This is a genomic window from Enterobacter sp. ECC-019, from assembly GCF_043974075.1.
GTDB lineage: Bacteria > Pseudomonadota > Gammaproteobacteria > Enterobacterales > Enterobacteriaceae > Enterobacter > Enterobacter asburiae_D.
Window position 1 is genome coordinate 2888987 of record NZ_CP143759.1, and the last position, 23817, is coordinate 2912803.

Annotated in this window: 20 protein-coding genes and 1 pseudogene; 16 read left to right on the plus strand and 5 right to left on the minus strand. The window is 55.5% G+C overall.

Annotated elements, in window-relative coordinates:
- Nucleotides 1–36 precede the first annotated feature (36 nt).
- From V1566_RS13790 to paaZ, 4 genes and pseudogenes are all read right to left on the minus strand, one after another.
- Nucleotides 37–1143 (minus strand): membrane-associated sensor domain-containing protein, encoded by a 1107-nt coding sequence (locus V1566_RS13790; protein ID WP_395303645.1) that lies wholly within the window; start codon nucleotides 1141–1143, stop codon nucleotides 37–39.
- 72 nt (nucleotides 1144–1215) lie between these two features.
- Nucleotides 1216–2785 (minus strand): annotated as a pseudogene (locus V1566_RS13795) (alkyl/aryl-sulfatase).
- Between the two features lie 167 nt (nucleotides 2786–2952).
- Nucleotides 2953–5229 carry a primary-amine oxidase gene (gene tynA, locus V1566_RS13800; protein ID WP_395303646.1) on the minus strand — a complete coding sequence of 759 codons (2277 nt, stop codon included), beginning with the start codon at nucleotides 5227–5229 and terminating at the stop codon, nucleotides 2953–2955.
- A gap of 205 nt (nucleotides 5230–5434) precedes the next feature.
- Nucleotides 5435–7474, minus strand: coding sequence for a phenylacetic acid degradation bifunctional protein PaaZ (gene paaZ, locus V1566_RS13805; RefSeq protein ID WP_395303647.1), 2040 nt, complete (start codon nucleotides 7472–7474; stop codon nucleotides 5435–5437).
- 284 nt (nucleotides 7475–7758) lie between these two features.
- Here paaZ and paaA point away from each other — a divergent pair, with 284 nt between their 5' ends.
- The 11 genes from paaA to paaK are packed head-to-tail and all read left to right on the plus strand — an operon-like array spanning nucleotide 7759 to nucleotide 17268.
- Nucleotides 7759–8688 (plus strand): 1,2-phenylacetyl-CoA epoxidase subunit PaaA, encoded by a 930-nt coding sequence (gene paaA, locus V1566_RS13810; RefSeq protein ID WP_264438765.1) that lies wholly within the window; start codon nucleotides 7759–7761, stop codon nucleotides 8686–8688.
- Nucleotides 8689–8700: 12 nt separating this feature from the next.
- Complete coding sequence (gene paaB, locus V1566_RS13815) at nucleotides 8701–8988, plus strand: 1,2-phenylacetyl-CoA epoxidase subunit PaaB (protein WP_003857353.1); 288 nt, start codon at nucleotides 8701–8703, stop codon at nucleotides 8986–8988.
- Nucleotides 8989–8996: 8 nt separating this feature from the next.
- Nucleotides 8997–9743, plus strand: a complete 747-nt coding sequence (gene paaC, locus V1566_RS13820; RefSeq protein ID WP_395303648.1) for a 1,2-phenylacetyl-CoA epoxidase subunit PaaC — start codon at nucleotides 8997–8999, stop codon at nucleotides 9741–9743.
- An 11-nt stretch (nucleotides 9744–9754) separates the two neighbouring features.
- Nucleotides 9755–10252, plus strand: a complete 498-nt coding sequence (paaD, locus tag V1566_RS13825; protein ID WP_395303649.1) for a 1,2-phenylacetyl-CoA epoxidase subunit PaaD — start codon at nucleotides 9755–9757, stop codon at nucleotides 10250–10252.
- A 7-nt stretch (nucleotides 10253–10259) separates the two neighbouring features.
- Nucleotides 10260–11330: a 1,2-phenylacetyl-CoA epoxidase subunit PaaE gene (gene paaE / locus V1566_RS13830; protein ID WP_395303650.1), complete on the plus strand. Its 1071-nt coding sequence runs from the start codon at nucleotides 10260–10262 to the stop codon at nucleotides 11328–11330.
- Nucleotides 11327–12094 (plus strand): 2,3-dehydroadipyl-CoA hydratase PaaF, encoded by a 768-nt coding sequence (paaF, locus tag V1566_RS13835; RefSeq protein WP_395303651.1) that lies wholly within the window; start codon nucleotides 11327–11329, stop codon nucleotides 12092–12094. Before paaE ends, paaF begins: the two co-directional genes overlap by 4 nt.
- The gene (paaG, locus tag V1566_RS13840) at nucleotides 12094–12882 is read left to right on the plus strand and encodes a 2-(1,2-epoxy-1,2-dihydrophenyl)acetyl-CoA isomerase PaaG (protein WP_395305992.1); all 789 of its coding nucleotides are present in this window, start codon (nucleotides 12094–12096) and stop codon (nucleotides 12880–12882) included. The genes paaF and paaG overlap by 1 nt, the downstream gene beginning before the upstream one ends.
- Nucleotide 12883: 1 nt before the next feature.
- Nucleotides 12884–14308, plus strand: coding sequence for a 3-hydroxyacyl-CoA dehydrogenase PaaH (gene paaH / locus V1566_RS13845; protein ID WP_395303652.1), 1425 nt, complete (start codon nucleotides 12884–12886; stop codon nucleotides 14306–14308).
- Nucleotides 14298–14726, plus strand: a complete 429-nt coding sequence (paaI, locus tag V1566_RS13850) for a hydroxyphenylacetyl-CoA thioesterase PaaI (RefSeq protein WP_395303653.1) — start codon at nucleotides 14298–14300, stop codon at nucleotides 14724–14726. The genes paaH and paaI overlap by 11 nt, the downstream gene beginning before the upstream one ends.
- The gene (gene pcaF / locus V1566_RS13855) at nucleotides 14719–15924 is read left to right on the plus strand and encodes a 3-oxoadipyl-CoA thiolase (RefSeq protein ID WP_395303654.1); all 1206 of its coding nucleotides are present in this window, start codon (nucleotides 14719–14721) and stop codon (nucleotides 15922–15924) included. The genes paaI and pcaF overlap by 8 nt, the downstream gene beginning before the upstream one ends.
- A gap of 27 nt (nucleotides 15925–15951) precedes the next feature.
- A complete protein-coding gene (gene paaK / locus V1566_RS13860; RefSeq protein WP_395303655.1) occupies nucleotides 15952–17268 on the plus strand; it encodes a phenylacetate--CoA ligase PaaK in 1317 nt (438 codons plus the stop codon).
- Between the two features lie 55 nt (nucleotides 17269–17323).
- On the opposite strand, the gene V1566_RS13865 is transcribed toward paaK, so the two are convergent.
- Nucleotides 17324–18220, minus strand: coding sequence for an SIS domain-containing protein (locus tag V1566_RS13865; RefSeq protein WP_395303656.1), 897 nt, complete (start codon nucleotides 18218–18220; stop codon nucleotides 17324–17326).
- 158 nt (nucleotides 18221–18378) lie between these two features.
- Here V1566_RS13865 and V1566_RS13870 point away from each other — a divergent pair, with 158 nt between their 5' ends.
- Genes V1566_RS13870 through pbp4b form a run of 5 tightly spaced genes read left to right on the plus strand, consistent with a single transcriptional unit; the run spans nucleotide 18379 to nucleotide 23751 of the window.
- A complete protein-coding gene (locus V1566_RS13870) occupies nucleotides 18379–19464 on the plus strand; it encodes a porin (RefSeq protein WP_395303657.1) in 1086 nt (361 codons plus the stop codon).
- Between the two features lie 59 nt (nucleotides 19465–19523).
- Nucleotides 19524–20093, plus strand: a complete 570-nt coding sequence (locus V1566_RS13875; protein WP_395303658.1) for a DUF2057 family protein — start codon at nucleotides 19524–19526, stop codon at nucleotides 20091–20093.
- A gap of 9 nt (nucleotides 20094–20102) precedes the next feature.
- Nucleotides 20103–21017: an N-acetylmuramic acid 6-phosphate etherase gene (gene murQ / locus V1566_RS13880; protein WP_395303659.1), complete on the plus strand. Its 915-nt coding sequence runs from the start codon at nucleotides 20103–20105 to the stop codon at nucleotides 21015–21017.
- Nucleotides 21017–22438: a PTS N-acetylmuramic acid transporter subunit IIBC gene (gene murP / locus V1566_RS13885; RefSeq protein WP_395303660.1), complete on the plus strand. Its 1422-nt coding sequence runs from the start codon at nucleotides 21017–21019 to the stop codon at nucleotides 22436–22438. Before murQ ends, murP begins: the two co-directional genes overlap by 1 nt.
- A 14-nt stretch (nucleotides 22439–22452) precedes the next feature.
- Nucleotides 22453–23751: a penicillin binding protein PBP4B gene (pbp4b, locus tag V1566_RS13890; protein ID WP_395303661.1), complete on the plus strand. Its 1299-nt coding sequence runs from the start codon at nucleotides 22453–22455 to the stop codon at nucleotides 23749–23751.
- Nucleotides 23752–23817 lie beyond the last annotated feature (66 nt).

Genomic DNA, 23817 nt, shown 5'->3' on the forward strand with positions numbered 1-23817 from the left:
CGTAGGCCGGGTAAGCGCAGCGCCACCCGGCGTTATTCAAAGCGACCACCGATCCCGCCCGGCCTCCTTCGCCCGATACAGCGCCGCATCGGCGCGGGCGATGATTTCGGTACCCGCTAACCCCTCCGCCATGCTCGCAATCCCCATGCTCACGGTGACATGGTCGCTAACGGTTGACGCGCTGTGCGGTATGGACTCCGCGTGCAGGCCGTCCTGAATGCGTAAGGCCACCTTTTCAGCGATGTTTACCGGGCAGTTAAACAGGATCACCACGAACTCCTCGCCGCCGTAGCGTGACACCACATCGTCAGGCGTTCGCACCGACTGCTTCAGCACCCGCGCCACGCGCGTCAGGCAGTCGTCACCCGCCTGGTGCCCGTAGGTGTCGTTGTAGCGTTTGAAATAGTCGATATCCAGCATAATCACCGAGAAGTTTTTTTTCTGCTCAACCGCGTTCTCCAGCACCACTTCCATTTTCCGGCGATTGGCGGTTTTGGTTAACGGATCCTGATGCGCCAGCGCATCCAGTCTGGAGATCAGCAGCTGATTTTGCTGGTTACGCCGCCAGGCTTCGTCAAACCAGCTCAACAGAATGAAACGCCCGCAGATCAGGATCAGCGAAAACACGCTCCAGATGACGACGAAATGAAGGTTGAAACCATCATTCAGTATCCAGCTTGCTATCGGCAGGGTGATCCAGAGCGGGAGCACAAAGGCGAGTAACCCTTCAGGATAAAAATAGAGCGCCGTTAAACCGGCGAGTAATAAAATAACGCACAGCGGCCAGACGTGCGGGAGCAGTAGCTGGGTGATAAACCAGAAGCAGGAGACCGACCAGATGGCGCTGCAGAAAAACAGCACCACGCTGATACCGGCGATGCGCCGCCAGGCCATGAGGATCAGTGCTGCTGAGAGGATGATAATGCCGAGCATGGAGGCATCGATCATTCTCGTCAGCTGCGGCGAGTGGGGATAAAGGGGATCGCTGGCCTTAAGCAGAACGTGTCGCAGCAGAATCATCACCGCGAAGCTGATGTTGACGAAGGCCAGCCACGGCAGGTTCATTGCCAGCCCGTGCATGACCATGGCATGGCGCGTTGGCCAGGTTGCCCGTTCCAGCGTCGGTTTTTTTCTTTTTTCCATTGATGCTTTTACCCTGTCTGGCTAACACGTGAAGCAGGAAAGGGCGGACGAACCGCCCTTTTACGTGTACCGTTACGGTGTCACAATGTTAAACCAGAAATCAAACTTGTCCATATAGCTAAGCATGGCATCAAGTTTCGCGCTGTCGCCAGTAATTTTAATATTTCCGCTGTCCTGAGCCTGTTTCAGGGTAACCTCCTTGAGGATGATTTTATTCAGGGTGTCACGGTTGAGTGTCAGCGTCGCGTCCGCATCTTTTGCTTCTGCATTCGCCGTGTGGTTCAGCACGCCGTTTTCCAGCTCGAGTTTGTACTTCCCGCCATCGCTGCCCAAATCAATGTTAAACACCGATTTAGCCTCACCGGCTTTCTGACCATTGATATGAACAGCCAGATAGTCAAAGAACATCTCTGGCGTCATCGCGCGCACCGTATCAGGGCTGGCGGTATTCGGCGTTGGACCTTTCACCACGCCGTTACGCAACTCCTGTGCACCGGTCAGGTAGAAGTTACGCCACGGGCCAGACTCAGCCTGATAGCCAAGCTGTTCCAGGGCATCCGCTTCCAGGTTGCGCGCCACCTGGTTGTTTGGATCGGCAAAGACTACTTTGCTTACCACCTGCGCCACCCAGCGGTAGTTCCCCTGGTCGAAGTCGGTTTTCGCCTTGTTCAGGATGGCATCCGCGCCGCCCATATACTCCACGAATTTCTTCGCGCCTTCTTCAGGCGGCAGTTCATCCAGCGTCGCCGGGTTGCCGTCAAACCAGCCCAGATACAGCACATAGGTGGCTTTCACGTCATGGCTCACCGAACCGTAATAGCCTCGGTTGGCCCAGGTATGCGCCAGTGAATCCGGTAGCTTGAAGTTAGCGGCGATTTCGTCGCGCGTCATTTCGGCCTTGTCACCCCAGCGCACAATCGCCTGGTTGATGTATTTCGACCACGGCAGCGGCTCGCGGATTTTGGCCCCGCGCAGCGAGTAGGTGTTGTGCAGGGTGTGGGTCACGTCCTCAGCGGATTCAATCAGTTTTTTCTCTTCGATATACCAGAGCATTTCGGATGGCGCTTCGGATCCCGGTGCGAGCATAAAATCATAGGTCAGGCCGTCGATAACCTCTTTCTGCCCGTTTTTCTCAATGATGTTAGTCGGGGCAATTAGCGTGACCGTCCCGGCGGAGGTCGTTGTTCCAAGACCGGCACCCACCTGGCCTTTGGCGTCTGGCTTCAGCAGGTTGCCATACATATAGCTGGCGCGGCGGCTCATCACGTTACCCGCCATGATATTCTCGGCAACGGCCGCTTCCATAAACCCGGCAGGCGCGTAGACCTTCACTTTGCCGGATTTCACGTCGGCTTCATCCACCACGCCGCGCACGCCGCCATAGTGGTCAACGTGGCTGTGGATCCCAAATGACATTGCCTTGTTCCCCTTTGATAATGTCCTGAGGAATAGGGGCAATAAAGCCTTTATGGGCGTCCGTAAAATCGGTGTTATCGGAGAAAGGAAGCTGATTAAACAGAGCGTTATTAGCTTGTTGCGTTGCGGCCGTGGCATCCTTCGGGGCTTCTGCGGCATACGCGGAGCTGACGGAAATAACAAGTCCAGCCAGAGCAAGACTCCTGACGATCAAATTGAATTTCATCCTAACCTCTCAGTGGTGTATTACGTCGTTCGTGGAAACTTCGTGTCCTGGCTGAAAGTGGTTCAAGAAATGTAAGGGAAATAAACGAGGTAGAAATAACTATAATCGGGGAGAGGTATTCAGCAAGTAAATAGATGAAAAACCGGGCATTGCGCCCGGTGCGTTATTTATTTCTGTTCGTCTTTCTTTTTCCCGAGCGTTGGCGTCTCGTCGAAGAAGTTCCACGGTTTAAGCAGGGTATGCACCCATTCCGTCGGCATGATCGGCCACTCCTCCGCGCGGGCGACGTGGGTAGTGCCGGTGGTCATCCAGACCACGTCATCCTGACCGTTGAGCGACTCGTTATCCTTGCTGTACTGTCCGAGGCCCGTGTCGTGGATGGAGCGGTTCGGGAATTTTCCTTCCGGGTAAAGTTCATCCGGGTGGTAGCGGGTCACCCACAGCTGTTTATCCATAAAGCTCAGGCGATGGTAGATCCACTCGTCCGGGGCAAATTTCGCGCCGGTCGCCACCGGGTGCGTACCGCCTGCGTAAGGGATAATCTGGTATGAGACCGGGTTGCCCATGCGGTTCTCCTTACTGGTATTGCTCAGCAGTCGAATGGTGCCCGGGTCGAATTTCTGCGCCGCCTGCTGCTCGGTATCAATATCGTACTGATTGATCTGCATGGTGCTGGTGCGCGGGCCTCCGGCGGTATTCGGCTTCACTTCCGGGTCCATGGCCACCAGCTTGTTGTTGATGCCGTCCACGTCCATATCAAGACGGAAATTGTAGATGTGCTGGTGCGTGGTGCCCACGATGTTATGGTCGATCAGCGTGCCGTATTTTGTGTCGTCTTTGGCGGTGGCATCGTGCATGGTTTTCGCCTGAACGCCTTTCACCGCTTCGATACCCGTCGCGCCGGCATCAATGCCGATGGTGCCATTTTCATGGAACACCCAGTCGAAGATGTAATCGTAGTTGCCCACGGTACTTACCCAGCGCACCACCAGCTCGCGGCGCTCGGTGCTGACGTTTGGCTGGCCCATCTCCTGATGTTTGTATTCCGGCCCCGCGTAGCGTTCGAAAATGGCGATCGCGCGCGGGATCTCCATCGGCGCGCCGGTGTAATCCGGGATGGTTTCATTGAGCATCACGGCGTTGGACGGCACGTCTTTACCGCGCACCAGCGGTGAGGTCAGGGTGCCCATACCGTAGTCGCCGGAGTCGAGATAGGCTTTAAAGTACCAGCCCACGTCCGGATCGCCGTAAGGGACGATCATGCCGCCAAGCGACCCCTGATACATAATCTGGCGCTTTTTGCCGTTGTCGTTATACGTGACGGTTGAAATCATCGGGCCGACGCGGGAATCCAGGCTCAGGTGGAAATCCCAGTTCTGCCAGTGCACCATATCCCCGGTGATGGTGTAGTTCTTGCCTTCAGGCTCGACGATCTCCAGGGGTTTCTTCACCGTTTCTACCCGGTCGCGGCCGTCATACGGGCGCGGGGTGAGCGGAACCGGGATGACCGGGCCTTCTTCGATCTTCTGAATTTTCTTCTGCTCAAGATCGACAACCGCGACCAGGTTCTCAATCGGGTGCGCCCAGTAGTTGCCGTCGCCGACATCCAGATAGCTCACCACCTTCAGCAGGCGATCTTCCTGCTTCAGGCCGTCCTTGCCGTCGAAATAGCCGACGGTCAGCGGGGTGGTAATCACTTTTTTCGGGTCGGTGATGCCGTGTTTTTTAAGCACCTCGGCGAACTCTGTACTTTCGTTGATGATCTGCTGAACTGCGGTGAAATCATCCAGCAGCACCATGCCGTGCGCGTCTTTCACCGGTTCCCAGCGCAGGATTTTTTTATCCTTCAGGTCCACCACGCTTTCGATAACGTGTTTTCCATCAAGCATGACGATCTTCGCCTGGCGGGGGGCATCCACGGCCGTACCGTTAAGCACAAAGTCCCACACTTTAGCTTTCTCAGGCTCTGCAAGGGCGATTTGGGTAAAGCGGGTATTCGGTTTAAAATCCGCCGAGGCTTTCACAATCTCAACGGCCTGCTTAATTTCGTCCGCCGTTAGCGCGTTTAGCGGGTGAGGGCGTTTTTCAACCTGGAAGGTCCGATCGAGGCCTGACTGGAAAACATCGTTGATGAAGGTATCGGAAATAAAGGCTTTCTTGCCTTTCATCACCACCGGCACCTCAAGCCTGAGGGTTTTACCGTTGACGATGGCGGTTTTTGCGCCCGGTTTAACCTTCACAAAGGCACCGTCTTTCGCAATGGTGAACATCTGTGCGTAATCATCCCACTGAACGTCCGCGCCAAAGTCCTGCAGCGTTTTGTCCATCGGGACCATATGCGCCTCGCTGCCGTGGGCGAAAACAGGGGATTGCCAGGCGCAACACAGCGCAACGGCCATGGCCAGCGCCGTTCTACGGGCAGAAAAAGAAGAATTGCTTCCCATCGTAGACCTCATCTTGTTGTGTTTATTGTGTTGTGACAGCCTTATCCTGACAGGCCCATGAGAAAAGCGTTTGCCTGCATCTGCCAGGTTATTTGTCAGTCTTGCCAGGTTAAAAAAAGAGCGGGGCGGCGTCACACCCCGGCAGGTCGCCGTAGGCCGGGTAAGCATCGCGCCACCCGGCAGAAAAGGCGGTGAAGGGAAGGTGTCAGAATTCGCCCTGCTGGCGCGCCACCAGCGTCAAAATGGAGTAGAGCGCCACGGCCTGCTGGTGCTGGTTGAAGATCTCAACCGCCCATTCCACCACGCCGGTCGGTTTTTCCTCTGCGGTTCGCTGTTTCTTCAGCGTTTTACGTTTGCAGGTCAGACGCACCTGAATGGTATCGCCTGGTTTAACCGGCTCGATAAAGCGCAGGTTTTCCATACCGTAGTTGGCAATGACCGGCCCGACGCCCGCGTCGACGAACAGTCCCGCCGCGGCGGAAATCAGGAAATAACCGTGCACCACGCGCTCGCCAAAGATTGACTCTGCCGCACCGATCTTGTCCATATGGGCGTAGAAGTGGTCGCCGCTCAGGCAGGCAAAGTTCACGATATCCGCTTCCGTCAGGGTGCGGCGCGGCGTCAGCAGGCTGTCACCCGGCTGTAGCTCCTCGAAGTATTTGCGGAACGGATGAACGCGATCTTCCTGCACCGTTGCGCCCCGCACCCACTGTTTGCCAATGGCGGCCAGCATCGTCGGGCTGCCCTGGATTGCGGTGCGCTGCAGGTAGTGCTTCACCGCACGCAGACCGCCCAGCTCTTCGCCGCCGCCCGCGCGGCCCGGGCCGCCGTGGACCAGCTGAGGAAGCGGGGAGCCGTGGCCGGTAGACTCTTTTGCTGATTCCTCGTTAAGGATCTGAATACGCCCGTGGGCGCGCGCCGCGCCGGCAATAAACTGGCGGGCAATGGCCAGGTCTGCGGTGACCAGCGTACCCGCCAGGCTGCCGCCGCCCGCGCGGGCAAGCTGCATCGCGTGGCGTGCGTTGCGATACGGCATCAGCGTTGCAACCGGGCCGAAGGCTTCGGTCGCGTGGACGGCCGGGGTTTCGTCCGGCTGCGGGCAGAACAGCAGGGTCGGTGGGAAGAACGCGCCAGCGGCCTGCAAATCTGCTTTGCCGCCCAGACGTATCTGGCAGCCAGCGGCGATCAGCTGATCCACTTTCTCCTGCACGTCCGCGCGCTGTTCGGCGTTGACCAGCGCCCCCATCTTCACGCCTTCCTGCGCCGGGTCGCCCACCACCACCTTTTCCAGCCGCGCAATCAGCGCCTGGCTCACGGCGTCAATCTGGTTTTGCGGGACGATAATGCGGCGGATAGCAGTACATTTCTGCCCGGCCTTGGCGGTCATCTCGCGCACCACTTCCCGAATGAACAGGGCAAATTCCGGCTGGTCCGGGGTAACGTCTTCACCCAGCACGCAGCAGTTCAGGGAGTCGGCTTCCATGGTGAACGGAATCGAATTCGCGACAATATTCGGGTGCACGCGCAGGCTTTGCCCTGTACTGGCAGAGCCGGTAAAGGTCACCACGTCCTGGCTGTCGAGCTGGTCGAGGAGATCCCCCGCGCCGCCGCAGATCAGGCTGATGGCACCGTCCGGCACCAGTCCGCTGTCGACGATGGATTTCACCATCGCCTGCGTCACCTGCGCGGTAGCGGTAGCGGGTTTGATGATGGCGGGCATCCCGGCAAGCCAGGTCGGCGCCAGCTTTTCCAGCATCCCCCAGCAGGGGAAGTTAAAGGCGTTGATGTGCACCGCCACCCCGGATTTCGAGGTCAGGACGTGGCGCGCCGCAAAGCCGCCTTCTTTCGACAGCGGGATTAACTCGTCTTCCGGCCACAGCGTATCATCCGGCAGCTCGCGGCTGCCCAGGCTGGCGTAAGTGAAGAGGGTGCCGATGCCGCCTTCAATATCTACCCAGCTGTCCGCCTTCGTCGCGCCTGTCTGGGCCGACAGGGCATAAAACGTCTCTTTCTCGTTAAGCAGGTGCTTTGCCACCGCCTTCAGCATGGCCGCACGTTCGATAAAGGTCATCTCGTGAAGCGCTTCACCGCCGCGCTCAATCGCATAGCGACGGGCGGCCGCCATGTCCAGCCCTTCGCTGGTTACGCTCCACAGCGCTTCGCCGCTGATGGCGTGATGAATAGTGCGTTCGCGGCCCCGGCCAGACTGCCAGGTACCGGACACGAAGCTGGCTAACTGCTGCATCGCTTATCTCCAAATGTTACGTAATTTGCTCATTAATAGTTTGATCGTGAATCATAAAAATCAAGCTGAGTTTTAATGAATTGTTAACATTGTGATCCACCCTGATGAAACGCGGCGCGCCAGGACGCGCTTCAGCGCACCTGCAGTAAAAGCCTTGCGAGCAACATCACAAAACCAGGAAACAACTCTTGGGGTTATATTTAACCTTTGTGTAACTTTTAAAAAACAAAGTGATTCAACATTACGCTTTAATTTGCAAACTAACGAATCATAAAGGTGATGACGTGACGCAAGAACAACGGTTTGAGCAGCGCATAGCGCAGGAGACGGCGATTGAGCCTCAGGACTGGATGCCTGACGCCTACCGTAAGACGTTGATCCGTCAGATTGGTCAGCATGCGCACTCAGAAATTGTCGGCATGCTGCCGGAGGGGAACTGGATCGCCCGCGCGCCGACGCTGCGCCGAAAAGCGATCCTGCTGGCGAAAGTGCAGGACGAAGCCGGGCACGGGCTCTACCTCTACAGCGCGGCGGAAACGCTGGGCTGCGCGCGGGAAGACATCTACCAGAAGATGCTCGACGGCAGGATGAAATACTCCTCCATCTTCAACTATCCGACCCTGAGCTGGGCCGATATCGGCGTGATTGGCTGGCTGGTGGACGGCGCCGCTATCGTCAACCAGGTGGCGCTGTGCCGGACCTCCTACGGTCCGTATGCCCGCGCGATGGTGAAAATCTGTAAAGAAGAGAGCTTCCACCAGCGTCAGGGCTTTGAGGCCTGCATGGCGCTGGCGCAGGGCAGCGAGGCCCAGCGCCAGATGCTGCAGGACGCCATCAACCGCTTCTGGTGGCCGGCGCTGATGATGTTCGGGCCGAACGACGACAACTCGCCGAACAGCGCCCGCAGTCTGGCCTGGAAAATCAAACGCTTCGGTAATGATGAGCTGCGCCAGCGCTTTGTCGACAACACGGTGCCGCAGGTGGAGATGCTGGGCATGACGGTGCCCGATCCCGACCTGCGCTTTGATGACGAGAGCGGTCATTACCGCTTCGGCGAGATCGACTGGCAGGAGTTTGAAGAGGTCATTAACGGGCGCGGCATCTGCAACCACGAACGCCTGGCCGCCAAGCGTAAAGCCTGGGAAGAGGGGGCGTGGGTGCGGGAAGCCGCGCTGGCGCACGCCGAAAAACAGCGCGCCCGTCAGGCCGCATAAGAGGAAATAACCATGAGCAATGTCTACTGGCCGCTGTACGAAGTGTTCGTACGCAGCAAACAAGGGTTATCCCACCGTCACGTGGGCAGTCTGCATGCCGCCGACGACCGCATGGCGCTGGAAAATGCGCGCGATGCCTATACCCGGCGCAGCGAAGGGTGCTCTATCTGGGTGGTTAAGGCGAGCGAGATTGTCGCCTCTCAGCCCGAAGAGAGCGGCGAGTTCTTCGACCCGGCGGAAAGCAAGGTTTACCGCCACCCGACGTTCTACACCATCCCTGACGGCATCGAGCATATGTGAGGCAAAGAATGAATTCAGTGACTGCCTATGCCCTGCGTCTGGGCGACAACGGTCTGGTGCTCTCCCAGCGTCTGGGCGCCTGGTGCGGCCACGCGCCGGAGCTGGAAATCGACCTCGCGCTCGCCAATATCGGTCTCGACCTGCTGGGCCAGGCGCGCAATTTCCTGACCTATGCCGCGGAACGGGAAGGCCAGGGCGATGAAGACACGCTGGCGTTTGGCCGCGACGAACGTCAGTTCCGCAACGTCCTGCTGGTAGAGCAGCCGAACGGCAGCTTCGCCGACACGATTGCCCGCCAGTACCTGATGGATGCCTGGAACGTGGCGCTGTACGAACGCCTGACCCGGAGCAGCGACGGCCAGCTTGCCGCCATCGCCGCCAAAGCCATTAAAGAGGCTCGCTACCACCTGCGCTTCAGCCGCGGCTGGCTGGTACGACTGGGCGACGGGACAGAAGCGTCTGCGCAAAAGATGCAGCAGGCCATCGACAGCCTGTGGCGTTTTACGGCGGAGCTGTTTGAAGCCGACGAGGTCGAGCTGGCGCTGATTGACTCGGGCGCGGCGGTTGACCCGCGCGTCCTGCGCCAGCCGTGGGAAAGCGAAGTCTTTGCCGGTCTCAATGAAGCCTGCCTGCAGGTGCCCGCAGAGGTGGCGTATCGCACCGGGGGCAAGAGGGGGCTGCATACCGAACATCTGGGCCCGATGCTGGCGGAAATGCAGTATCTCCAGCGCGCGTATCCCGGTCAGCAGTGGTAAAGGAGAACGCTATGCAACGCCTCGTCGACATCGCGCCTGCGCAAATTCCAGAGATCTGGGCGCTGTTAAGCCAGATCCCCGATCCAGAAGTGCCGGTATTAACCATCACCGATTTAGGCATGGTGCGCAGCGTGAAGGCGCAGGGGGAAGGCTGGGTCATTGGCTTCACGCCAACCTACTCGGGCTGTCCGGCAACGGAACACCTGCTGGGGGCGATCCGCGACGCGATGACCGCGAACGGCTTTACTCCGGTGCATATTGTGCTCCAGCTTGAGCCCGCCTGGACCACCGACTGGATGACCGCCGACGCGCGCGAACGCCTGCGGGCGTACGGCATCAGCCCGCCCGTGGGGCATAGCTGTCACGCGCATATTCCGGCGGAGGTGCGCTGCCCGCGCTGCGCCAGCACCGATACCTCGCTTATCAGTGAATTTGGTTCGACGGCCTGCAAAGCGCTCTACCGCTGCAATACCTGCCGTGAGCCATTCGACTATTTCAAATGTATTTGAGGCTGCCATGACAACGTTTCATTCATTAACAGTGGCAAAAGTGGAACCCGAAACCCGCGACGCGGTGACCATCACGTTCGCGGTGCCGCAGGCGCTGCAGGACGCCTACCGCTTCCGCCCCGGCCAGCACCTGACGTTAAAAACGAAGCTTGACGGGGACGAGCTGCGCCGCTGCTACTCCATCTGCCGGAGTACCGCCCCGGGCGAGATCAGCGTGGCGGTCAAAGCCATCGACGGCGGGCGCTTTTCCCGCTATGCCCGGGATAAGATCAAAGCGGGCATGGCGCTGGAGGTGATGGTCCCTCAGGGACAGTTTGGCTACCAGCCGCGGGCTGAACGTGAAGGCCACTATCTGGCGATTGCGGCAGGCTCCGGGATCACCCCGATGCTGGCGATTATCTCCGCTACGCTTGCTACCGAACCGAACAGCCATTTCACTCTGATCTACGGCAACCGCAGCAGCCAGAGCATGATGTTCCGCCGGGCGCTCGCGGACCTGAAGGATAAATACCCGCAGCGGCTCCAGCTGGTCTCCATCTTCAGCCAGGAGCGGCTGGACAGCGACCTGCTCTACGGCCGCATAGACGGGGAAAAACTGCAGGCGCTGGCGAAAACCCTGATCAACTTCCGCCAGTACGACGAAGCCTTTATCTGCGGCCCGACGGCGATGATGGACGACGCGGAAGCTGCGCTGAAAGCGCTGGGGATGCCGGAAAAATCCATTCATCTTGAGCGCTTTAATGCGCCAGAACGCGCCGTTAAACGCGCGGTGAACGTGCAGGCGGAAGGCCAGAAAGTGACCGTGCGCCAGGACGGGCGCGACCGTGAAATCACTCTGACGGCGGACGACGAAAGCATCCTGGATGCCGCCCTGCGTCAGGGGGCGGATCTCCCGTATGCCTGCAAGGGCGGCGTGTGCGCCACCTGTAAATGCAAAGTGCTGCGCGGGAAGGTGGACATGGCGACCAACTACAGCCTGGAGCCAGACGAGCTGGCCGCCGGATACGTGCTGAGCTGCCAGTCGCTGCCGTTAACCGCCGACGTGATTGTCGACTTCGACGCGAAGGGGATGGCATGAGCGAACTGATTGTTACCCGTCATGGCCGCGTGCTGCAACTGACGCTCAACCGTCCGGCGGCGCGCAACGCCCTCAACAATGCGCTGTTGACGCAGCTTGCGGAACAGCTGGAGGCCGCCGCCGTGGATGTCGACATCGCCGTCTGCGTGATTTACGGCAGCGAGCGCTGCTTTGCCGCCGGGGCCGATCTCAACGAAATGGCGGAGAAAGACCTGCCCGCCACCCTGAACGATATCCGCCCGCAGCTGTGGGCGCGCATTAACGCGTTCAGCAAACCGCTGATCGCGGCCGTGAACGGCTTTGCGCTCGGCGCAGGCTGCGAGCTGGCGCTGCTGTGCGACGTGGTCATTGCTGGCGATAACGCCCGTTTTGGTCTGCCGGAAATCACGCTGGGCATTATGCCCGGCGCGGGCGGTACCCAGCGTCTGATTCGCAGCGTCGGTAAATCCCTTGCCAGCAAAATGGTGCTGACCGGAGAGAGTATCTCCGCGCAGCAGGCGCTGAGCGCGGGGCTGGTCAGCGACGTTTTCCCGGCAGCGCTGACGCTGGAGTATGCCCTGAAGCAGGCGGCGCTGATGGCGCGCCACTCTCCGCTGGCGCTGCAGGCGGCGAAACAGGCGCTGCGCCAGTCTCAGGAGGTACCGCTCCAGGCCGGGCTCGCGCAGGAGCGCCAGCTGTTTACGCTGCTTTCTGCCACCGAAGACCGCCGGGAAGGCATCGACGCCTTCTTACAAAAACGCACCCCCGACTTTAAAGGACGCTAATTGTGGAATTTATTCTCAGTCATGTTGAGCAGGGCGTAATGACCATTACGCTGAACCGTCCGGAGCGTCTGAACAGCTTTAACGACGTGATGCACCAGCAGCTTGCCGAGTGCCTGAAGCAGGCCGAGCGGGATGACACCGTTCGCTGCCTGCTGATCACCGGGGCGGGACGCGGCTTTTGCGCCGGTCAGGATCTGAACGACCGCAACGTCGACCCCAACGGCCCGGCGCCGGATCTGGGGATGTCCGTTGAAACCTTCTATAACCCGCTGGTGCGCCGCCTGGCCAAGCTGCCGAAACCGGTCATTTGCGCGGTTAACGGCGTGGCCGCGGGGGCGGGTGCGACGCTGGCATTAGGCTGCGACATGGTCATTGCCGCGCGTTCCGCCAACTTTGTGATGGCCTTCAGCAAGCTCGGCCTGGTGCCGGACTGCGGCGGCACATGGCTGCTGCCGCGCGTGGCCGGACGCGCCCGCGCCATGGGGCTGGCGCTGCTCGGCGACAAACTCAGCGCCGAACAGGCGCAGGCCTGGGGGATGATCTGGCAGGTGGTGGATGACGAACAGCTCTCCACCACGGCGCAGCAGATGGCGCTGCATTTTGCCTCTCAGCCGACCTTCGGGCTGGGGCTGATCAAGCAGGCCATCAACGCCGCGGAAACCAATACCCTGGACGCCCAGCTCGATCTGGAGCGCGACTATCAGCGCCTGGCCGGGCGCAGCGATGATTACCGCGAGGGCGTCAGCGCCTTCCTGGCGAAGCGCGCGCCGAACTTTGCGGGGAAATAAGATGCTGAACATACGCACTGTCGCCGTGATTGGCAGCGGCACGATGGGCGCAGGGATTGCCGAAGTGGCGGCAAGCCACGGTCATCAGGTTCTGATTTACGACATTTCTGCCGACGCCATTTCCCGCGCGATTGACGGCATTCGTCAACGCCTCGCGTCCCGGGTAACGCGCGGAAAGCTTTCTGCGGACGCGAGCGGACAGATCCTCGCCCGACTGGTTCCGGTGACGGATATCGATGCGCTGGCATCGGCAGATTTGGTTATTGAGGCGGCCTCCGAACGCCTTGACGTCAAAAAAACGCTGTTTGCGAAACTGGCGGAAGTCTGCCCGCCGCAGACGTTGTTGACCAGTAACACCTCCTCTATCTCCGTCACGGCGATTGCGGCGGACATCCACCATCCGGAACGGGTCGCAGGGCTGCATTTCTTTAACCCTGCACCGGTGATGAAGCTGGTGGAGGTGGTCAGCGGGCTGGCGACCTCTCCGGAAGTGGCAGATGCGCTCTGCGAGCTGGCGCTGAACTGGGGCAAACAGCCCGTTCGCTGCCAGTCAACGCCGGGGTTCATCGTCAACCGCGTCGCGCGTCCGTTCTATTCCGAAGCCTGGCGCGCGCTGGAAGAGCAGGTCGCGCCGCCGGAGGTGATTGATGCCGCCCTGCGCGAAGGCGGCGGTTTCCCGATGGGGCCGCTGGAGCTGACCGACATGATTGGTCAGGACGTAAATTTCGCGGTGACCTGCTCGGTATTTAACGCCTTCTGGCAGGAGCGTCGTTTTCTGCCTTCGCTGGTGCAGCAGGAGCTGGTGCTGGCAGGAAGGCTGGGCAAAAAGAGCGGGAAGGGCGTCTACGACTGGCAGGGTGACAAACCCGAGGTGCGGTGGGTTCCAGCCGTGAACGACAGCTACAGCCCGATGCGCGTGGAAAAAATACGTGACGGCGTCACCGAAATTGATGATGTGTATCTGATTGAAACGCAGGGGGAAACCGCTCAGGCGCTGGCGCTGCGGCTCAACGGCGCGGTGGTGGTAGTGGACCGCATTGAGCGCGATGTGGCGGTGATTGCAGCGGCCGCCAGCAACCCGCACACCGCGACGCAAAAGGTGATCCACTACCTGCAACAGCAGGGTAACCGGGTGGTGCAAATTGCCGATTATCCCGGCCTGCTGGTCTGGCGCACGCTGGCGATGATTGCCAACGAAGCGCTGGATGCCCTGCAAAAAGGGGTCGCCAGCGAGAAGGACATCGACACCGCCATGCGCCTGGGCGTGAACTACCCGATCGGGCCGATCGCCTGGGGTGAGCGTCTGGGCTGGCAGCGGCTGCTGACGCTGCTGGAGAACCTGCAGCGTCATTACGGCGAAGAGCGCTATCGCCCCTGTTCACTGCTGCGCCAGCGCGCGCTTCTGGAGAGTAGCTATGAGTCATAACGCCTGGCATAACGCCCGCGCGATGTACGAACGGGACGCCTGCGCGCAGGCGATGGGGATGGACATTGTCGACATGGAGGAAGGCTACGCGGTGGTGACCATGACCATCACCCCGCAGATGCTTAACGGCCACAAAACCTGCCACGGCGGACAGCTTTTTTCGCTGGCAGACACCGCCTTTGCCTACGCCTGCAACAGCCAGGGGCTGGCGGCGGTAGCCTCTGGCTGCTCGATTGATTTTCTGCGTCCGGGCTTTGCCGGGGACACGCTCACCGCCACCGCGCGGGTGATGCATCAGGGCAAGCTGACCGGCGTGTATGACATTGAAATCCAGAACCAACAACAGAAAACCGTCGCCCTTTTTCGCGGAAAATCTCACCGCATCGGCGGCAGCGTGACAGGAGAGGCAGATGCGTGACGCATTTATTTGTGATGGCGTTCGAACCCCGGTGGGGCGCTACGGCGGCGCGCTTGCCGCAGTCCGAACCGACGATCTCGGTGCCGTGCCGCTGCGCGCGCTGCTGGCCCGCTATCCCCAGCTCGACCTCGAGCAGATCGATGATGTGATCTTCGGCTGCGCCAACCAGGCGGGGGAAGATAACCGCAACGTAGCGCGTATGTCGTCCCTGCTGGCCGGCCTGCCGCAGACGGTCTCCGGGACCACCATTAACCGCCTGTGCGGATCGGGGCTGGACGCGATTGGTTTCGCCGCGCGCGCCATTAAGGCAGGCGACGGCGACCTGCTGATTGCGGGCGGCGTGGAGTCGATGTCTCGCGCGCCGTTTGTGATGGGCAAAGCCACCGCCGCGTTTCAGCGTCAGGCGGAGATCTTTGATACCACCATCGGCTGGCGATTTGTGAATCCGCTCATGCATCAGCAATTCGGAACTGACAGTATGCCGGAAACGGCAGAGAATGTAGCTGAATTGTTAAATATTAGCCGTGCCGATCAGGACGCGTTTGCGCTGCGAAGCCAGCAGCGTACTGCGCAGGCTCAGCAGAACGGCATTCTGGCGCAGGAGATTGTGCCGGTACTGGTGCCGGGCAAGAAAGGTGCAGTCACAGCGTTCAGCGTGGATGAACATCCGCGCGCGGACACCACGCTCGAACAGCTTGCCGGGCTAAAAACGCCGTTTCGTATGAACGGGGTGGTTACGGCGGGAAATGCCTCCGGCGTAAACGACGGCGCTGCGGCGCTGATCGTCGCCAGCGAGAAGATGGCGCTGGCGCAGGGGTTAGTCCCGCGCACGCGGATCGTGGCGATGGCGACGGCAGGCGTGGAGCCACGTCTGATGGGGCTCGGCCCGGTACCCGCCACCCGCAAGGTGCTGGAGCGCGCCGGGCTCAGTATTAACGATATGGACGTGATCGAGCTTAACGAAGCGTTCGCCGCGCAGGCGCTGGGCGTGCTGCGTCAGTTAGGCCTGCCGGATGATGCCGCGCACGTCAACCCGAACGGTGGCGCGATTGCGCTGGGCCACCCGCTGGGCATGAGCGGTGCCAGACTGGCGCTGGCCGCGAGCAATGAACTGCACCGACGCGGCGGGCGCTACGCGCTGTGTACGATGTGCATCGGTGTGGGTCAGGGCATTGCCATGATCCTTGAGCGTGTTTGAGCATAAAAACAATGTGAGTACCCTACAATGACAAATACAACAAAGCTTGATCCGATTGAAACGGCCTCCCTTGACGAGTTACAGGCGCTGCAGACCGAGCGTCTGAAATGGACGCTGCGTCACGCATACAACAACGTGCCGATGTACAAACGCAAGTTTGACGCCGCGGGCGTTCACCCTGACGATTTCAAAGAGCTGGCGGATATCCGCAAATTCCCGTGCACCACCAAACAGGATCTGCGGGATAACTATCCTTTCGATACCTTTGCCGTGCCGATGGAGCAGGTGGTGCGCATTCACGCGTCATCCGGCACCACCGGCAAACCGACCGTTGTCGGCTACACGCAGGGCGACATCGACAACTGGGCGAATCTGGTGGCCCGCTCCCTGCGCGCGGCGGGCGGCAGCGCGAAGGACAAAATTCACGTGGCGTATGGCTATGGCCTGTTTACCGGTGGGCTGGGGGCGCACTACGGGGCCGAGCGTTTAGGCGCGACGGTGATCCCGATGTCCGGTGGCCAGACGGAGAAACAGGCGCAGCTGATCCGTGATTTCCAGCCGGACATGATCATGGTGACGCCGTCCTACTGCCTCAACCTGATTGAAGAGCTGGAGCGCCAGATGGGCGGCGATGCCAGCGGCTGTTCCCTGCGCGTGGGCGTCTTCGGCGCCGAGCCGTGGACGCAGGCCATGCGCCGCGAAATAGAAAAACGCTTAGGCATTACGGCGCTGGATATTTATGGCCTCTCCGAGGTGATGGGGCCGGGCGTGGCGATGGAGTGTATCGAAACCGTCGACGGCCCAACCATCTGGGAAGATCACTTCTACCCGGAGATCGTCAACCCGAACGACGGCACGCCGCTGGATGACGGTCAGCAGGGCGAACTGCTGTTCACCACGCTGACCAAAGAGGCGCTGCCGGTGATCCGCTACCGCACCCGCGACCTGACGCGCCTGCTCCCGGCCACCGCGCGCAGCATGCGTCGTATGGATCGGATCAGCGATCGCAGTGACGATATGCTGATCATCCGCGGCGTCAACGTCTTCCCGTCGCAGCTGGAAGAGGAGATTGTGAAGTTCGAACACCTTTCTCCGCACTACCAGCTGGAGGTGAACCGTCGCGGGCATCTTGATTCACTTTCCGTGAAGGTGGAGCTAAAAGAGAGCAGCCTCACGTTGACCCACGAGCAGCGTTGCCAGGTGTGCCACCAGCTGCGCCACCGCATTAAGTCGATGGTGGGGATCTCCACCGACGTGACAATCGTGAACTGCGGCAGCATCCCGCGCTCAGAGGGTAAAGCCTGCCGGGTGTTTGATTTGCGTAAAGTTGCGGCCAACGGTTGATATCTGATTCCTCATCCTCTTCAGGGGATGAGGGATTTCTGGAAATTACAAATGGCTATTCAAGTTTGTTAATGAGCTCTCGACTTTGTTTAATCATAGACGATGCGCGAACATCATTTAATTGCAGAAGCCCTATAAATATTAAATCGGTAATACAGTTTTGTGCTGTACGTGACGTGATAGATGAACTTCTCCATTCATCTTCATTAGATAAAGTATCTAACGAATAGTCTGCGATTCGTCTGAGTGGACTTTTCATCATAGAAGTGATTGCGATAACGGTCGCACCTTTTTCTTTGGCAGCATTAGCAGCAATGGTAATCTCTTTCTTTTTACCGGAATAAGACACGACTATCTGAATATCATCTTTAGTCAAAGCCTGAGCAACCGTTATTTGCACATGCGTATCAACTTCGCAGGTGACATTGTACCCAATTTTCATCAACTTAAAAGCCAGATCTTTTGCAACTAAGGCTGACCCTCCTAAACCAATAATTTGAATACGTCTTGCTTTGTTGATTTTTTTTATTATTTTTTCAAGTAGTTCAAAATTGATACACTCTGTCGTTTTGGTTATAGCTACATTTTTTTCATGAATTAATTTTTCAGCTATAACATTTAAGGGGTCTTCTGTATTTATAGAACTGTGAAGTGTTTTATTTTTGGTTTTATTACCTTCAACAATTAACGCAATCTTGAGTTCAGTAAATCCTTTAGCGCCGAGTTTTTTAGCAAATTTCGTTATAGACGATTCACCAATATGCAGTTTGTTTGCAATAGATGTCGTTGTTGCATCTTTAAGTTGTGCAATGTTATTTATTATATATATAGCAATCTTGCGTTCTACATTCGAAAAACTATTTAATCCCGCCTTCAATTTATTCAAATACACGGCAATGTACCTTTTAAAAAGACAGCTAATCAGCCAGAAAATATAACCGCATGAATTCATAAGTGCAAATTATATTTTGTTTAAAATGAGTAGTTTATTTTGACAGATGTCACAACTTTTTAAAAAGGAAAATTTTTTTCCTTTTTTATAATGCAAAACATGATCAACAATTCCTGTCGCGCAATTTGAGCGCCTCACAGCAATTATAAGGATTATTTATGAAAAAAGGGTTGAGGTATTTACCGTATTTATTGGCTGCTTTCGCTGTTTCATCTAATGCTGCTGTCATCTATCAGGCTAATGACGGCTCAAACATTGATCTTTATGGCCGTCTGGGTTTCAACGTTTCAGATAAAAAAACAGGTGATACAAGCGGTGATTTTGACGCCCGTATTGGCTTCTCTGCCCGCCAGGCGATCAATGACAAAATAGCGGTAATCGGTTTTACGCAATACCAGGTTAATGCTGCTGAATACGCTAACAACATTAAAGCGGAAGATCCCGATGATTTTACAGCACGCTATGTCTGGGCTGGGGTTGATTTAGCTGAATACGGCAAGATAACAGGGGGGCGCGTTTCATCTGGCCTGATCATGTTCACTGATATCGGAGATGTATTCGCAAGTTCTGATGTGGCAGCAGCGCGACAGGCTAACTTTATCGATCCAACGGCAGTGCAGGTTTTCCGTCAGGACGGCACGATTCAGTATCAAAATACCTTCGGTAACGTTGATTTCTCCACCGCCTATATTCTCGGTAACAATAGTTCTGATCTTGATTACGGCGTCAACACTGCTGTGCGCTATACGCTCGATATGGGCGCTGCGGGTAAACTGCAACCGGTTCTCGTCGCACAGAAATCAAAAGCGAGTCATGATGAAACATCTGCGCAGTCGGATGATAATGCAGATGAATATACAATGTGGGGGGCCGGTAGCCGTTACTTTATCGGCGACTTTATGTTTGGCTTGCTCTATTCCGAAGATACCGTGCAATATCTGGATGGTCGTCCGGACAGCACAGATAAAGATTATGAAGCCACTCTCGTTTATTCACTGACCCCTGAGTGGTGGTTCAGAACCGGCTATCGTCATTTAGAAAATGAGGGCGGCGATGAACTCAAATTACGCGACACTACATTTGAAGTGCAGTACAAAGCGACTACACGTAGTTCTGTGTACGCCTCTTACTCATGGCGAAACGGTGAGGCAGGAAAAAATCGCGTAACGGGTAGTACCGTATCATTTGGTGGTAGCGATCCTGCTGATGATTATTTCCATGTTGGTTTGCGTTACGAGTTCTGATTTTATTAATACGCATAATGAGGGTGGTAAACCCTCATTGCTTTACGAGGGTCAGGTCAATGAAAAGATTATTTCTCGCGTTGCCTTTATTTTTTTCGAGCATGGTCATGGCACAAACCGCGTTAGAACTGGGTGATAATGTTGTTGCACTTGCGGCAGCAAATGCAAAAGTGTCTATGTTTTCGAGAGAGATTGCGTTACCGGAGGGTAAACAACAATTAGTGGTCAGGTTTGATAGCGCAACAAACCCCGAGTCTGTAAACCAGGGACGGGGAAGATTAACATCTGCACCCTATATTATCTCATTTAGCTATGGTGGTTCTACACCCGTTTTATTATCGGCAGGCAAAGTCAGTAACGAAAATGAGGCAAAAAGTGAAGCAAAAAATCCGTCATTTTCTTTAACCGCAAACGGCGTGCCGGTTAAGTTCTCATTAAAGAAGATAGACCAGGAGAGCGTCAACGCCTTCACAGACTTCAAATCTATGCTTGTTACTGATATCAGCGAGCCAGCAGAGGCTAATGTTCAGCCCGAAGTGCTGGAAGGAATTGAAAAAGCCAAAGAAGCATATTTAAATCTTTCTGATAAACAAAAATTAATTTTTATGAAATGGTTGATGAATAACTAAGGGAATATTATGAGTTTAGATCTTGGCAAATTAGTCACGGAAGGTTCAAATTCTGCAACTATGGAATTGGACCGTTTATCAACTTTAGAAATGTGTTCAGTCATTAATAATGAGGATAAAAAAGTCCCCGATGCGGTGGAGTCATGTTTACCACAAATTGCAGAGGCGGTAGATATGATACATGCTGCGTTAAAAAATGGAGGGCGGTTATTATATATCGGCGCGGGTACATCCGGTAGATTAGGCGTGCTTGATGCAAGTGAATGCCCTCCTACTTATGGTGTTTCGCCATTGTTAGTAAGGGGGATCATTGCCGGTGGAAGAACGGCATTGACTGATGCTGTAGAAGGGGCTGAAGATTCCAGAGTCGATTCACTACGCGATCTTTCTGCCTATGGCGTGGATAGTTGTGACGTCCTTGTCGGTATTGCTGCCAGCGGTCGCACCCCGTATGTCGTTTCAGCGCTGGAGCATGCTAAAAACGTTATAGGATGCAAAACGATAGCAATATCATGCAATCCTGATAGCCCAATCAGCCATATTGCTGATATTGCAATAACGCCTGTCGTCGGTCCTGAGGTGATTACCGGGTCTTCACGAATGAAAGCCGGTACTGCACAAAAACTGATACTTAATATGCTTTCGACCTGCACGATGGTAAAGATGGGTAAGGTCTACGGTAATTTGATGGTTGATGTGGTTCCTACCAATCTTAAATTAATCGAGCGTCAGGTCATGATAGTCGTCGACGCCACCGGATGTACTCGAACCGAAGCATTATACGCGCTTAAACAAAATAATCAGAATTGCAAGCAGGCAATTGTTATGCTCACTCGAAAATGCAGTTCTAAAATTGCCGCAGAACTTCTTGAGAAGTACGACGGATCTACTCGTTTAGCAATAGAACATGGAGTAGCTGAATAATGTCTAAAAATATCAGTAAGGATTTGCTGATTTCCATTCTTGAACTGGTTGGCGGAAAAGATAATATTGAAACATGCGGAAATTGCATGACCCGCTTACGCCTCAAGGTTACATCGACCTCTTTGATATCTGAATCGATTAAAGAAGAGTTAAAGGGGCTGGTAAACGGTGTAATTATCAATGGCAGTGAAGTACAAATCGTTTTCGGTACGGGTAAAGCAAATCGTGCAGCAGACGCTATGAATGCGCTTTTAGGCAAAAAAGACTTAAATGCTATCGCTGCTGAAAAGAAAAATGAGATGAAAAGTAAACAACAATCATCTCTGCAACAATTCCTGGCGAATTTTGCCACTATTTTCACACCGCTTATTCCTGGGTTTATCGCCGCTGGCTTAATGCTCGGCATCGCAACGTTACTCAGTACGGTATTGCATGTCGCACCAGATGCTAAAGGTGTACTGCCTGATGCGCTAAACTTTCTCAAAGTATTCAGTAAAGGCTTGTTTACCTTCCTGCCGATACTGGTTGGATACAACGCGCAAAAAGCGTTTGGTGGTACAGGGGTTAACGGAGCAATAATCGCGGCGCTCTTTATTCTTGGCTATAATCCGTCGGCAACGGTAGGCTATTTTTCTGGTTTACAGGATTTCTTCGGTCATACCATTGATCCGCGCGGCAATATAATCGGCATACTGCTGGCTTCCTATGCTGGCGCTAAAATTGAACGTTTCCTGCGTAATTATATTCCGGATGAGCTTGAAATGATTCTGACGTCAATGTTCACTCTGGTTATCACGGCTGTTGTCACCTATATCATTATCATGCCAATCGGGGTGTGGCTGTTCCAGGGGATGTCCTGGCTGTTCATGCACCTGAACAGCAATCCGCTCGGATGTGCTGTTCTTGCGGGGGTATTCCTGATAGCCGTTGTATTTGGTGTTCATCAGGGCTTTATTCCCGTTTATCTGGCGCTGATGGATACACAAGGCTTCAACAGTCTGTTCCCTATACTTTCCATGGCCGGGGCCGGGCAGGTTGGCGCTGCACTGGCACTGTACTGGAAAGCAGACAAGGCTTCCACGCTGCGTTCACAGATCAAAGGGGCCATCATTCCTGGCTTATTAGGCGTTGGCGAACCGTTAATCTACGGCGTGACGTTACCCCGCATGAAACCCTTTATTACGGCATGCATCGGCGGCGCAGTTGGCGGTCTGTTTATTGGTACCGTTGCTCAACTTGGGCTACCAGTGGGTCTCAACAGCGCATTTGGTCCGTCCGGGCTTGTTGCTTTGCCTCTTATGACTTCAGAGAGGGGGATTATTCCTGCTATTACAGTCTATGGCGGCGGCGTGCTGATTTCGTACATTGCAGGGTTTATGCTTACAGCAATGTTTGGCAGTAAAAACGTTGATCTTGATTAATTAAGGGAATAACGATGAAACTCAAAATGATTGCAACTCTGCTGCTGGCCTGTTCTGTATCGGCTTTTGCTGCTGACTATCCTGTGCTGACAATCACAAGCCCGGACAACGTTGGGTTTGATATAAAGAAACTGAATAAGCTTGATACCTGGGTTCAGCATCAGATTGATGCCGGGTATGCCGGTATGAATATTCTTGTCATTAAAGATAATCATATCGTGCTGCAAAAAGCTTGGGGTTATGCAAAAAAATATGACGGTTCTGTGTTGCTTGCAGATCCGGTCAAAGCGACAACCAGCACCCTGTACGATCTGGCTTCGAACACAAAAATGTATGCAACCAATTTTGCGTTGCAAAAGCTGGTATATGAGAAAAAGATTGACGTCAATGATCTGGTTTCAACCTATTTACCTGGTTTCGGCGATTCAGCAGAGGATAAAATTAAAGGAAAAAGCAGTCTTCGTATTACTGATATTCTTCATCACGTTGCCGGGTTCCCTGCCGATCCGCAATATCCAAATAAAAACGTAGCAGGTGAGTTATTCTCACAGGATAAGGCTACTACGCTGGAGATGATTAAGAAAACGCCACTGGAGTACAAGCCGGGAACAAAGCATATCTACAGCGATGTTGATTATATGATACTCGGTTTTATCATTGAATTCGTCACCGGAATGCCGCTTGATAAGTATGTTGAAGAAAATATTTTTCAGCCGCTCGGCCTGTCACACACCGTATTTAATCCGTTATCTAAGGGATTTTCAAAAACGCAAATCGCGGCTACTGAACTTAACGGTAATACGCGCGATGGTGTAATCAGTTTCCCTAACATTCGTAAAGAAACAATCTGGGGTCAGGTACATGACGAAAAAGCCTGGTACTCCATGGGCGGCGTCTCTGGTCATGCCGGATTGTTCTCTAATACAAGTGACATGGCGGTGCTGATGCAGGTTATGTTGAACGGTGGCGGCTACGGGAAGGTCAAGCTCTTCGATAGGGCAACCGTAGAGCAGTTTACGCACAGTTCGGCAGAAGATGCTACGTTTGGCCTGGGCTGGCGTGTGAACGGTAACGCTTCAATGACGCCGACTTTCGGCCTGCTCGCCAGTTCTGAAACGTATGGCCACACTGGATGGACGGGAACACTGACAGCTATCGACCCCGTTAACAACATGGCTATTGTCATCCTGGGAAACAGACCACACTCACCAGTGGCGAACCCTGCGGTGAATCCAAACGTGTTTCTCAGCGGCTTGTTGCCAGCAGCGACATATGGCTGGATTGTCGATCAGATATACGGGGCATTGAAATAAAGCAGAAAAGGGGCTCGACAGGGGCCCTTTCGGTATCTTTCAGATTCCTATGCTATGATTCATCCA